This window comes from Aliiroseovarius sp. YM-037 (assembly GCF_048060095.1).
Taxonomy (GTDB): Bacteria; Pseudomonadota; Alphaproteobacteria; order Rhodobacterales; family Rhodobacteraceae; genus JBLUOA01.
On record NZ_JBLUOA010000001.1, the window covers coordinates 1,483,085 to 1,496,101 of the forward strand.

Genomic DNA, 13,017 nt, shown 5'->3' on the forward strand with positions numbered 1-13,017 from the left:
CGCCGACGTCGTGTTCCAAATGTTTAGGATCGGCGCTGTCTATCCGCAGCGCCAACTTACCCCACCACGCCCTCAAACGCCCCTCGGTAAATCGCCGCCAACTCCTCCAACGGCGCGGAGCTGCTGCCCATCGTCACGCTGTCTCCGCCGAACTTGCCGACGGTTTCGACGGTGATGCCCGCGCGGCCGGCTTCGACGAAAAGCGCCTCCGCCTCATCGAAGTTCATCGCGACGAGGTAGCGGGCCTGATCTTCTCCGAACAGGGTCGCGGTGTCGTCGGTGTCGAGGGTCACGCCGACACCCGCGGCTTCGGCGAGTTCGAACGCCGCGACGGCGAGGCCACCGTCGGACAGGTCAGTCGCGGCTTTGATGAGGGTGCGGTTGGTGCGGATGAAATCGCCGTTCGCCTTTTCGGCGGCAAGATCGACGTGGGGCGCGTCGCCGTCTTCGCGGTTGAAGACCTCCGCGAGCAGGGCGGATTGCCCAAGATGGCCGGTGGTTTCGCCGATTAGCACGGCAATGTGGCCGTCGCGGACCTGGCCGCCGATCACATCGTCGCCGTGGTCGATCAGACCGACCGCGCCGATGGTCGGGGTCGGTAGGATGCCAACACCATCGGTTTCGTTGTAAAGCGACACGTTGCCCGACACGATTGGCATGTCGAGCGCGGCGACGGCTTCGCCGATGCCTTTGATCGCGCCAACGAACTGCCCCATGATTTCGGGCTTTTCCGGGTTGCCGAAGTTAAGATTGTCGGTCGTCGCCAAGGGACGTGCGCCAACGGCGGTGAGGTTGCGGTATGCTTCGGCGACCGCCTGCTTGCCGCCTTCGGTCGGGTTCGCCTTGACATAGCGCGGCGTCACGTCAGAGGTGAAGGCCAGCAGTTTGTCGGTGCCATGCACCCGGATCACTCCGGCGCCAAGGCCGGGCAGGCGGGCCGTGTCGGCCATCACCATCGTGTCGTATTGTTCATAAACCCACTGCTTGCCGGCGTAGTTGGGCGAGCCGATCAGCGCCTTCAGCCCGTCAATAGGGTCGATCTGGGGTACGTCCTCAAGCACCGCGGCGGCGGGTGTTTCGACCCAGGGGCGGTCGTATTCGGGGGCGGAGCTTGCAAGTTTCGACAGGGGAAGGTCGGCCTTTACCTCGTTATTCAGCATGATGAGGAAGCGATCCTCGGCAATGGTTTCACCGACGATGGCAAAGTCGAGATCCCACTTGTCGAACACCGCCTTGGCTTCGGCTTCCTTTTCGGGGCGCAGCACCATCAGCATCCGTTCCTGCGACTCCGACAGCATCATTTCGTAGGCGGTCATGTTCGGTTCGCGGACCGGCACGTCTTCGAGGGTGAGGCGCACGCCAAGGCCACCCTTGTCGCCCATTTCCACGGCAGAGCAGGTGAGGCCTGCCGCGCCCATGTCTTGAATCGAGATGACGGCCCCGGTCTGCATCAGTTCCAGCGTCGCCTCCATCAGGCGTTTTTCGGTGAACGGGTCGCCGACCTGAACGGTGGGGCGCTTTTCCTCGATCGTGTCGTCGAATTCGGCCGACGCCATGGTCGCCCCGCCGACGCCATCGCGCCCGGTCTTCGCACCGAGGTAGACGACGGGCATCCCGACGCCCGAGGCGGCGGAGTAGAAGATCTTGTCACTATCCGCGAGGCCCGCGGCGAAGGCGTTGACAAGACAGTTGCCGTTGTAGGCGGGATGAAAGCGGACCTCGCCCCCCACGGTCGGCACGCCGAAACAGTTGCCGTAGCCACCGATGCCCTCAACAACACCATGCACGAGGCGCTTGGTCTTCGGATGCGAAACCTCGCCAAAACTCAGCGAATTCATCGCCGCGATGGGCCGCGCGCCCATGGTGAAGACGTCGCGCAAGATACCCCCGACGCCCGTCGCAGCCCCCTGATAGGGTTCGATATAGCTGGGGTGGTTGTGGCTTTCCATTTTGAAGACCACGGCCTGCCCATCACCAATATCAACCACGCCCGCGTTTTCGCCGGGGCCGCAGATGACTTGCGGGCCGTCGGTGGGCAGGGTGCGCAGCCACTTCTTCGACGATTTGTAGGAACAATGTTCGTTCCACATCGCCGAGAAGATACCAAGCTCGGTAAACGTCGGCTCTCGTCCAATGATGTCCAGAATGCGGGTGTATTCGTCAGCGTTTAGCCCATGGGCGGCGATGAGATCTTCGTTGATTTCCGGCTCTGACATCTGTGTGCGGTCCCCTCGGCAGTCTTTGCGCGCTCTCATACGGGAATGCGCGGCGAAGCAAAAGGGTCAAAGCCGCCGCAGGGTCGCGCGCGCATCTTTTTTAGCGCGACGTGTCGATTTCGCGGCGCGCCGTTCGTCATCCCTGTGTCACCGAGAAGAAAAACAGGAGAAGGACGATGAGTTTTCCAATAACCGCGATCTATGCCGCCGTGCTGGCGCTGATGTCGCTGGCGCTGACCTATCACGTGATCTTTGCCCGTGCCCGAACCGATGTATCGATCGGTGATGGTGGGGACACGGATCTTGCGCTGCGCATCCGCAAACACGGCAATTTTCACGAGAACATTCCGCTGTCGCTGATCCTGATGGGATTGGCTGAGGCGAACGGGCTTGGCGCGATGTGGTTGCACGGCGTTGGGCTGCTTTTGGTTGTCGGGCGGGCACTGCACGCGACGGGGCTTGCGCATGAGAAGGCCGCGACTTTCGGCCGGATTGCAGGCCTAAGCGGCAACCACATCGCCAACCTGATCTGCGTCGTCGCCATCCTGTGGCGAGCTTTTCAGTGACGACCGGCAACGCAGCCGTTGCCAAACCGGTCGATAAGCGACCATCATTCACCCAAGGAAGAAAGGACACAATATGAAATACATGGCCCTAATTTACGATGAACCCCGCGACGATCCGGAACCCGGCACGCCGGAGTTCGAGGCCTATATGGGTGAGTGGATGGCGGTGAACCAAGTCTATATCGACGCCGGCGTATTGCAGGGGGGTGAGGCGCTTGAACCGCCAAGCACCGCGACGCGGGTTCAGGTGCGCGACGGTAAGACCGAAACGATGGACGGTCCCTTTGCCGAAACGAAGGAACAGCTTGGCGGGTTCTACCTGCTGGAATGCGCCAATCTGGATGAAGCGGTGAAATACGCCGCGATGATCCCGACCGCGCGGGACGGCACGGTTGAGGTGCGCCCCGTGATGAACCTGGATTTCTAAGGTTTGACGACCGCGATCAATCCCGTCCACGCCGCGCTAAACGTGGTGATGACCAAGGATCGCGGTCGTCTGTTGGCCGCCCTGATTGCCTCGGTCCGAGATTTCCAACTGGCCGAGGACAGCTTGCAAGACGCCGTGACCTCCGCGCTTGATCACTGGGGGCGGTCGGGCGTGCCGCGCAATCCCGCCGGTTGGCTGATGCAGGTTGCACGCCGCAAAGCGATTGACCGGATCAGGCGGGGGCGGAGTTTTGACGCGAAGTCGGCGGAATACGCGGCCCTGCTTGAGCTTGACCAGCGCGACGCGGAGGATGAAGCCGGGCATCACATCCCCGACCATCGGCTGCGTCTGATCTTTACCTGCTGCCATCCGGCACTTGATTTGAAAACCCGCGTCGCGTTGACACTCCGCACCCTTGGCGGGCTGACAACGCCGGAAATCGCACGGGCCTTTCTGGATAGGGAAAGCGCGATGGCGCAGCGCTTGTCCCGTGCGCGCCACAAGATTGCGAAGGCCGGGGTGCCGTTTCAAATCCCCGACGCAGATATTCTGCCGGAGCGCCTGCATTCCGTCCTGACGGTGATTTACCTGATTTACAACGAAGGCTATGCAGCGACCGCTGGGGCAGGGCAGGTGCGGCTTGATCTGTGCGAAGAGGCGCTTTTCCTTGCAAGGTTGATGGCACGACTTTCACCGGACGAGCCGGAGGTCCACGGGCTGCTCGCGCTGATCCTGTTCACCCATTCCCGCAGAAATGCGCGGCAAAACGCGGACGGAGCCTATGTGCCGTTGGAAGAGCAGGATCGAAAGCTATGGGATCACGCTCTAATTGCCGAGGGGCACGCGGTTCTGGACGGAACCAAAGGAATCGCCCGACCGGGGCCGTTCTTGATACAGGCCGCGATCAGCGCGCTTCATTGTGACGCGCCGCAAGCCGCCGACACGGATTGGCCGCAGATCGTCGCGCTTTACCGGAGGCTCGTCACGCTCGACGCGTCCCCGGTGGTGAAATTGAACCACGCGGTCGCGCTGTCGAACCTCAACGGGCCGGAAGCGGCCTTGCCGATGCTCGACCAACTGGCGGAAGAGATGGCAGGTTATCAGCCATTCCATGCAGCGCAGGCCGATCTGTTTCGGCGCTCCAAGCAACCAGAGCGTGCAAAGACCGCGTATCAGAAGGCACTTTCACTGACACAGGTTGAATGTGAGCGGGCTTTTTTGCAGGCGCGCTGCGACAGCCTGCCGCAGTGAGGGTCGGATTCGGGATAGTCCAAAAAAAAAGGCCGAGCACTAAGCTCGGCCGAAGTCCAACAGGGAGGTAGAAGGCGATATTACATCGTCTTCTAATACCGATTTAGGCCGCGCGGCCGGAAGGTTCAAGGGAAAAAGTGATTTGACAGCGCATTGCCGCTATGCGTGTGGCGCATGTCTCACAGTTTACGCTAAGTCACGTTGATTCTTTCGGTACTGAATAATTTCTTCCTGAACGAAGTCGCGAAAGGCGCTGATACGCTTTGATTGGCGCAATTCCTCGGGATAGGCAAGGTAAACCGGGATCTCGGCGGATTGTTCATCGGGCAGGACCGCAGCCAGCCCATCGACGTCTTGTGTCACGTAATCCGGCAGCACACCGATCCCAAGGTGGTGGATCACCCCCTGAAGCACGCCGAAGTAGTTGTTGATCGTCAACAGCGAGGGCACGTCGAACGTCATCAGCTGCTGCACAAAGCTGGCCCCGGCAGAAACCTGCGCGCTGTTCGTCCGCTGGCAAAGCAGGCGGTGCTTGCCGATATCGGACATATTTTCGGGCGTGCCGTGTCTTTCAAGGTATTCGGGCGTCGCGTAAAGCCTCATCCGCACGGACATCAGGCGCTTGCGGACAAGATCAGCCTGGCTCGGCTCTTTCATGCGGATGGCAACGTCGGCCTCCCGCATCGGAAGGTCGAGCACGCGTTCCTCAAGGTTAAGGTCGATCTTGAGGTCCGGATATTTGTCGTAGAACGCAGGCAGACGCGGGGCGAGCCACATCAGGCCAAAGCCGGTCGTGGTGGTCACGCGCAGTTCGCCAAACACTTCTTCTTCGCTGTCTTTGATCCGCGCAGACGCCGCATCAAGCCGCTTGTTCATCGCGCTGGTCGCGTCGAACAAAAGCTCACCCTGCTCGGTGAGAATCAGCCCCCGTGCATGACGGTGAAAAAGGGTGGCGTTCAGGCTTTCTTCCAGTGCGCGAATCTGCCGACTGACAGCAGATTGGGACAGATTCAGCACCTCGCCCGCATGGGTGAGACTGCCAGCATCCGCGACCGCGTGAAATATTCTTAGCTTGTCCCAGTCCATATTTGTCAAACCATCTATAGAAAAGTCGTTATCTTGGCTACAATTACCTTGAGCCGCAAAGGTGGGGTGCGGACGGGCCGTTTCAATCTTTCTGCTTGGTAGGTCACAATTTATGACCTATTATCGACTCCATCGTCGCTAGCTATGGGAGGTGCGCAATGAGCCTGCAAAAAGTAAGCCTAAACGACCGGTTTGACCTAGAAAAAAGCCCAGTGTTGCTGAATGGGACACAGGCGCTGGTCCGGTTGATGTTGATGCAGCGCGCGCGGGACGCAGCGGCGGGGCTGAATACGGCGGGCTATGTCACCGGGTATCGGGGATCGCCGCTGGGGGCCGTTGACCTTCAGATGGGGCGGGCGAAGAAGCTGCTGGATGCGTCGCAGGTAACATTCCAGCCTGGCCTGAACGAAGACCTCGCGGCGACGGCGATCTGGGGCAGCCAGCAGGCAGAGCTGCGCGGTGAGGGCAAATACGACGGTGTGTTTTCCCTGTGGTATGGCAAGGGGCCGGGCGTTGACCGGTCCGGCGACGTGATGCGGCATGCCAATATGTCGGGCACATCGCCCAATGGCGGCGTGTTGATGGCGATGGGGGATGACCATACGGGTGAATCCTCAACCGTTTGCCACCAATCTGACTGGGCGCTGGTCGATGCCTATATGCCGATCGTATCGCCTGCGGGTGTTCAGGAAATTCTCGACTACGGGCTATACGGCTGGGCGCTTAGTCGGTTCGCAGGTGTTTGGTGCGGCCTCAAGACCATGAAAGATACGGTTGAGGTGACCAGCGTTGTCGATGGTCGCCCGGACCGGATGCAGTTTGTCACGCCCGACTTCGACATGCCGGAAGGTGGATTGAACATACGCCTAAACGACCACTGGATTCAGCAAGAAGCGCGGATGATCGACTACAAGCGCTACGCGGCGGAGGCGTTCGCGCGGGCCAATAAGATCGACCAGCGCGTCTGGGGCAAGCCGGGCGCGAAAATCGGGTTCGTGGCGGCCGGGAAGAACTGGCTGGACCTGACACATGCGCTGCAACTGCTCGGCCTCGATGCGGACGAGGCGGAACGGTTGGGCATCACGACCTACAAGATCGGCCAGACCTTTCCTCTCGACATGGAGAGCTTTCACGAGTGGGCCGAAGACCTCGACCTGATCGTCGTCGTCGAGGAAAAGCGCAAGCTGATCGAAGTGCAGATCAAGGAGGCGCTGTTTGACGACAACCGTTACCGGGTTTACGGCTGGTATAAGGGTGGCGCAGGCGGGCTGCACGAGGAAGAACTTTTCCCGACCCGCATGGCGCTCGACCCCGTGATGATTGCCGAGAAGATCGGTGAAATCCTGATCGAAGAGGGCCGGGCAACAGATGACGTGCGCGGTGGCCTTGATCGCGTGCGCGAGGCGAAAGTCGCCGACAACGCGGAAGAGATTGCAACGCGTCTTCCGTATTACTGCTCTGGCTGTCCGCACAACACCTCGACCAAGGTGCCGGACGGGTCGCGCGCCTATGCCGGGATCGGCTGTCACATCATGTCGCTGTGGATGGACCGCGAAACCAGCGGCTTTACCCATATGGGCGGTGAGGGTGTGAACTGGGTCGGCGAAGCGCCGTTTTCCAATCGGCAGCACGTGTTCCAGAACCTTGGGGACGGGACATATAACCACTCCGGCTCTCTCGCGATCCGCGCGGCGTTGGCGGCTGGAACGAACATCACCTACAAGATCCTTTACAACGATGCGGTTGCGATGACCGGCGGCCAGAGCAACGAGGGCGAGCTTGATGCGCCACGCATCGCGCGGGAGGTCATGGCGATGGGTGTGAAACACGTCGCGCTGGTTTATGACCCGAAAGAGGCCGTGGACGTATCCGCATTTCCAAGCGGCATCGACGTGTTTACGCGTGATGAGATGGAGAATGTCCAGAAGAAATATCGCGAAATCAAAGGCGTGTCTGTCATTCTTTACGTTCAGACCTGCGCCGCCGAAAAACGTCGCCGCCGCAAGCGCGGCACGTTCCCGGACCCCGATAAGCGCGTATTCATCAATACCGACGTCTGCGAGGGCTGCGGCGATTGCGGGGTGCAGTCGAACTGTGTCTCGATCGTTCCCGTCGAAACGGAACTGGGGCGCAAGCGGGCGATCGATCAATCGTCCTGCAACAAGGACTATTCATGCCTTAAGGGGTTCTGCCCGTCCTTCATCACGCTTGAAGGAGCCAAGGTGCGCAAGGGCACGGCGAAGGAATTTACCATTCCCGATCTGCCTGCGCCGACGCTGCCAAAGATCGACGGCACACATAACGTCGTCATCACCGGCGTCGGCGGCACGGGCGTCGTCACCATCGGCGCGATCATGGCGCAGGCGGCACAGCTTGACGGCAAGGGTGCGGGCATGATGGAGATGGCGGGCCTCGCCCAGAAAGGCGGCGCGGTGCATATCCACTGCCGTCTATCCGAAAAACCAAGCGATATCAGCGCGATCCGCGTCGCAACTGGCGAAGCGGATGCCGTAATCGGTGGCGATCTTGTTACCACGGCGGGCGCGAAAACGATTGGCCTGATGAAAACCGGGCGCACCGGCGCTGTTGTGAATAGCCATGAGATTATCACCGGCCAGTTCACGCGCGATACGGAGTTCCGGATTCCAACCGACCGATTGGAACTGCAACTTCAGGCGCGACTGAAGGACGATCTTCAGGTCTTTGATGCGTCCAATACGGCGGCGCGGCTGATGGGGGACTCCATCTTCTCCAACATGATGATGCTGGGTGCGGCGTGGCAGCGCGGCCTTGTTCCGCTAAGTGCTGAGTCGATTGAAGAAGCGATCCGCATGAACGGCACTGCGGTTGATGGAAACCTGCGGGCGTTTGAACTTGGCCGCTGGGCCGCGCATGACCCGGAGGCGGTTGCGACGCTTGGTCAGGCAGAGGTTGTCGAGAAACCAAAAACCCTCGCCGAGAAAATCGCGTTCCGCGAAGAACAACTGACGGCGTTCCAGAACAAGGCGCTAGCGCGCAAGTTCCGCGCCTTGGTGGACCGGGCAGAGGATGACGGGCTGCGCGAAGCGATTGCCGAAGGCTACCATAAGCTGCTTGCCTACAAAGACGAATACGAGGTGGCGCGCCTTCTGCTGGACAGCGAGGAAAAAGCGCGGGCCGAATTCGACGGTGATTTCAAAATGAAATACAACCTCGCGCCGCCGATCCTGGGCGGGAAAGACCCAAGCGGACGCCCGAAAAAGCGGGAATTTGGCAGTTGGATGCGCGGCGGGTTCAAGCTGCTGGCGAAGATGAAGGGTCTACGCGGCACACCGTTTGATCCGTTCGGTCGCACGGCAGAACGTAAGATGGAACGCGCCCTGATCGCGCAGTATGAGCGGGACATGGACGAGGTGCTGTCAAAGATCACGCCTGAGACGGAAGAGATCGCACGGTCTCTCGCGCGGTTACCGCTCGACATCCGCGGCTTTGGCTCGGTGAAAGAGGCAAACGAACAGAAGGCGGCGAAGCGGCGGGAAGAACTGCTGGCGGCCTTCCGGGCTGGCGGAACCCCGCACGCGCAAGCGGCGGAGTAGGCCGACCACCCAAAGCGGTTATGGATTTCCTGCGCAAAGCGACGTAAGAGCTTTCAGCGACTCTCTTCGGCCCCGCACCGCGCGGGCCGAAGAACGCAAGGAAGCATGACACTTGGCGGGGCGATATGGCCGTTGGTATTTTCGATTCTGGTCTGGGCGGGCTCACCGTTCTCGACGCGGTCAGCAAGCGGCTGCCCGATGTGCCACTGGTCTACCTCGGCGATTCCCGCCATGCGCCTTACGGCGTGCGGGATGCGGATGACGTCTATCAACTGACCTGTAACAGCGTCGAACGGCTTTGGGCCGCTGGCTGCGATCTGGTCGTTTTGGCGTGCAACACCGCCTCTGCCGCTGCGCTGCGCCGGATGCAGGAGAATTTTGTTCCGCCCAACAAGCGGGTGCTGGGCGTGTTCGTGCCACTGATTGAGGCGCTGACCGAACGGCAATGGGGTGATAATTCCCCCCCGCGCGAGGTTGGGGTCAAGCATGTCGCGCTATTCGCAACGCCCGCGACGGTCAGCAGCCGCGCCTTCCAGCGTGAACTTGCCTTCCGCGCAATCGGCGTCGATGTTGAGGCGCAGCCCTGCGGCGGTGTGGTCGACGCGATTGAGGATGGGGATGAGATGCTGGCCGAGGCGCTGGTCAAGTCCCATGTCGAAGCGTTGAAGCGCCGGATGCCCAAGCCGGAGGCGGCGGTGCTGGGCTGCACCCACTATCCGCTGATGGAGCAGGTGTTTCAGGCGGCATTGGGCGATGATGTGCGGGTTTATTCGCAAGCGAACCTCGTCGCGGACAGCCTTGGCGATTATCTGACGCGCCACCCGGATATGCTGGGCGAAGGTGCGGGCAACCAGTTTCTGACGACGGGCGATCCTGACCGGGTCTCCAGTAAAGCGACCCAGTTCCTGCGACGAAAAATCACGTTTGAACCTGCGTGAATTGCGGCGGACGTCGTTTGCCCTTACATCTGATCCGACCCGACGGCGCGCACGCATTCCACGCGTGATCGTCCGGCCCACATGGAAAGTCTGACCATGACACATAAAATCGCGATCCTCGGCGCGTCCGGCTATACCGGGGCGGAGCTTATCCGGCTGATCGCCACCCATCCGTCGATGGAGATCGTCGCCCTGTCCGCTGACCGCAAGGCCGGGATGGAAATGGGCGCGGTGTTCCCGCATTTGCGCCATCTGGACCTGCCAATGCTGGTAAAGATCGAAGGGATTGATTTTGCAGGCGTCGATCTTGTCTTTTGTGCCTTGCCGCACGCGACATCGCAGGCGGTGATCCGGGAATTGCCGAAGACGCTGAAAGTCGTTGATTTGTCGGCTGATTTCCGGCTTCGCGACCCGGCGGAGTATGAAAAATGGTATGGCAAACCCCACGCTGCGCTGGAGCGGCAGGCAGAGGCGGTTTACGGCCTGACGGAGTTCTACCGCGACGACATCCGCACCGCGCGGCTGGTTGCCGGCACGGGCTGCAACGCCGCCACCGGTCAATACGCGGTCAGACCGTTGATTGAGGCGGGCGCGATTGATCTCGACTCGATCATTATTGACCTCAAGACCGGGGTCAGCGGGGCGGGGCGGTCGCTGAAAGAAAACCTTCTGCATGCGGAACTCTCCGAAGGGGCGCACCCCTACGCGGCTGGCGGCACGCACCGGCATCTGGCGGAGTTCGATCAGGAGTTTTCTGCCGTTGCAGGGCGCGACGTGCGGGTCCAGTTCACGCCGCATCTGCTGCCTGCGAACCGCGGTATACTGGCGACGGTTTATGTGAAAGGTGACGCGCAAACCATTTATAACGCTTTGAAAAATGCTTATGCTGATGAACCTTTCGTGGTGATGCTGCCGTTTGGCGAAGTGCCTTCGACACGCCATGTGCGGGGGTCGAACTACTGTCATCTCGGCGTCGTCGGAGACCGGGTTGATGGGCGGGCGATTGTTTTCGCCGCGCTGGATAATCTGACCAAGGGGTCGTCGGGCCAAGCCCTGCAAAATGCCAATCTGATGTTGGGAGAGGACGAAACCGCGGGGCTGATGCTCGCCCCCTGTTTCCCGTAGAGCGATGAAATCACTAAAGAAAACTCGCCGGATACAAGTCATTGTGGTTGCCGCCATCGCGCTTTTACTTGCGACGGGCTTGATCGGATATGCCATGCGGGACGGGATTAACTTTTTCCTATCGCCCACACAGGTCATGGCAGAGCCGCCGACCGAGGCGGAAACCTTCCGCTTGGGCGGATTGGTTGAGGAGGGCAGTCTGGAGCGCGGACAGGGCGAAGTCATCCGCTTCCGCGTGACCGACGGCGGCGCGACCGTTCCTGTGACCTATGCAGGGGTTCTGCCCGACCTGTTCGCGGAAAACCAAGGTATGATCGGAACGGGTCGGTATGTAAACGGCACGTTTGAAGCCTCTGAAATACTTGCGAAACATGATGAAACCTACATGCCGAAAGAGGTTGTGGACGCCTTGAAAGAGCAGGGCGTTTATCAGGAACCAGAATAGGCAACGCTCGCTGCGGTAAGCGCGTTTTACCGAATTGGCAGAAAGCTCTGACGCGGAAATTGGTTCGCTTAGGGGCTCTCAATGTCGAATGTTCAGAAAATTGCAGAAGAAATCGTCAGACGGGAAGGCGGCTTCGTCAATGACCCGGATGATCCGGGTGGCGCGACGAAATACGGCGTGACGATCCACACGATGCGACGGCTGGGGCTTGACCTGACCAGCGACGGGCGGGTTGACGTTGATGATGTGCATCGCCTGACGCGGCAACACGCGACGGAGATTTTTGTTGAGCATTACTTTGTCCGCACGCGGATTGCCGACCTGCCCGATGCGCTGCACGCGACCGTGTTTGATATGTATGTGAACGCAGGCGCGAATGCGGTGAAAATTTTGCAGCGATTGCTGCGGCAGATGGGGCAAAGGGTTGCCGTGGACGGCGCTATCGGCCCACAGACCATCGCAGCGGCTGAGGCGGCGTGGCACGCCGGCCCAGACCATCTTGCCGATGCCTACGGGATCGCCCGGCGCAATTACTACTATCGATTGGGCGATGCGCGCCCGGCGAGCCGCAAATACGCACGGCGTCAGGATGGCGGCAAAGGCGGCTGGATTCGCCGGGCGGAGGAGTTCATTTCTGGACGCTATCATCTAACGCTTGCGGAGCATCAAGCGCGGGTGGCGACATGGGGTTGATAGGCAATCTATTCACCCTGATCTTTGGCGGTGGGCGCAACGTGGTGCGCGAAACCGCCGAAGTTTTCGTTGAGAACGCGGAAGCCGGGGCTGTCCGTGCCGCGACCGCCCAGAGCCAAGCGTTGGCCCAGCACGGGGCGGAGTTTGCGCCGCGAAAAAAGGGTAACTTTGATCGGTTCATGGACGGACTTAATCGCGTTCCTCGACCCGCGCTCGCTCTTGGGACGCTGGCGCTTTTTGTCGCTGCGATGGTCGATCCTGTCTGGTTCGCGGCGCGCATGCAGGGGTTGATCCTCGTGCCGGAACCGCTGTGGTGGCTGCTTGGTGCGATCGTCAGCTTTTACTTCGGTGCGCGCCATCAGGTGAAGGGGCAGGAGTTTCAACGCTCCCTCGCGCAAACAGTGGCGCGTGTGCCGGAGGTGGTGAGCAACCTTCGTGCGTTAAGGGCGCTTAGCCCCGGAGTCGCACGGACCGGAGCGGATGCGCGATTGAGTGTTTCGGCAATTTCGGGTGATGAGAATGCCGCGCTTGAGGATTGGCGAAAGGCGGCTGGTTGATCCTTCGCTCGGTGCCTCGCTGTGTCGTTGGGCCTCCGGCCGGGATATTTTTGGAGAATGGTGGCTCTCTGGATTGTGACAATTTGCGCGTTTGCGCAGTCGCTATCTGGTTGGAGAGGGGGCGCAGGGCGCTTATAG

The 13,017-nt window shown here is 60.5% G+C and carries 11 protein-coding genes; 9 read left to right on the forward strand and 2 right to left on the reverse strand.

Annotation, left to right across the window (positions count from 1 at the left end):
- Positions 1-56: 56 nt before the first annotated feature.
- Entirely contained in the window at positions 57-2,216 is a 2,160-nt protein-coding gene (gene purL / locus ACEWPJ_RS07320; RefSeq protein WP_416512085.1) for a phosphoribosylformylglycinamidine synthase subunit PurL, read from the reverse strand.
- Positions 2,217-2,392: 176 nt separating this feature from the next.
- On the opposite strand from purL, the gene ACEWPJ_RS07325 reads away from it, so the two are divergent.
- The 3 genes from ACEWPJ_RS07325 (at position 2,393) to ACEWPJ_RS07335 (ending at position 4,460) form a co-directional block, all read left to right on the forward strand.
- Positions 2,393-2,782, forward strand: coding sequence for an MAPEG family protein (locus ACEWPJ_RS07325; RefSeq protein ID WP_416512087.1), 390 nt, complete (start codon positions 2,393-2,395; stop codon positions 2,780-2,782).
- A 73-nt stretch (positions 2,783-2,855) separates the two neighbouring features.
- Complete coding sequence (locus ACEWPJ_RS07330; RefSeq protein WP_416512088.1) at positions 2,856-3,209, forward strand: YciI family protein; 354 nt, start codon at positions 2,856-2,858, stop codon at positions 3,207-3,209.
- A gap of 3 nt (positions 3,210-3,212) precedes the next feature.
- Positions 3,213-4,460, forward strand: a complete 1,248-nt coding sequence (locus tag ACEWPJ_RS07335; RefSeq protein ID WP_416512090.1) for an RNA polymerase sigma factor — start codon at positions 3,213-3,215, stop codon at positions 4,458-4,460.
- Positions 4,461-4,646: 186 nt separating this feature from the next.
- Here the strand turns inward: ACEWPJ_RS07335 and ACEWPJ_RS07340 are convergent, their stop codons facing one another.
- Positions 4,647-5,546, reverse strand: coding sequence for a LysR family transcriptional regulator (locus ACEWPJ_RS07340; RefSeq protein WP_416512092.1), 900 nt, complete (start codon positions 5,544-5,546; stop codon positions 4,647-4,649).
- Between the two features lie 158 nt (positions 5,547-5,704).
- Here ACEWPJ_RS07340 and ACEWPJ_RS07345 point away from each other — a divergent pair, with 158 nt between their 5' ends.
- From ACEWPJ_RS07345 to ACEWPJ_RS07370, 6 genes are all read left to right on the forward strand, one after another.
- On the forward strand, positions 5,705-9,121 hold the full coding sequence (locus ACEWPJ_RS07345) for an indolepyruvate ferredoxin oxidoreductase family protein (protein ID WP_416512094.1): 3,417 nt from the start codon (positions 5,705-5,707) through the stop codon (positions 9,119-9,121).
- A 125-nt stretch (positions 9,122-9,246) separates the two neighbouring features.
- Positions 9,247-10,059, forward strand: coding sequence for a glutamate racemase (murI, locus tag ACEWPJ_RS07350; protein ID WP_416512096.1), 813 nt, complete (start codon positions 9,247-9,249; stop codon positions 10,057-10,059).
- Positions 10,060-10,155: 96 nt separating this feature from the next.
- Positions 10,156-11,184 (forward strand): N-acetyl-gamma-glutamyl-phosphate reductase, encoded by a 1,029-nt coding sequence (gene argC / locus ACEWPJ_RS07355; RefSeq protein WP_416512097.1) that lies wholly within the window; start codon positions 10,156-10,158, stop codon positions 11,182-11,184.
- Between the two features lie 4 nt (positions 11,185-11,188).
- Positions 11,189-11,629, forward strand: coding sequence for a cytochrome c maturation protein CcmE (gene ccmE / locus ACEWPJ_RS07360; protein ID WP_416512099.1), 441 nt, complete (start codon positions 11,189-11,191; stop codon positions 11,627-11,629).
- Between the two features lie 81 nt (positions 11,630-11,710).
- On the forward strand, positions 11,711-12,322 hold the full coding sequence (locus tag ACEWPJ_RS07365; RefSeq protein ID WP_416512101.1) for a holin-associated N-acetylmuramidase: 612 nt from the start codon (positions 11,711-11,713) through the stop codon (positions 12,320-12,322).
- A complete protein-coding gene (locus tag ACEWPJ_RS07370) occupies positions 12,313-12,879 on the forward strand; it encodes a holin family protein (RefSeq protein WP_416512103.1) in 567 nt (188 codons plus the stop codon). Before ACEWPJ_RS07365 ends, ACEWPJ_RS07370 begins: the two co-directional genes overlap by 10 nt.
- The last annotated feature ends 138 nt before the right edge of the window (positions 12,880-13,017 follow it).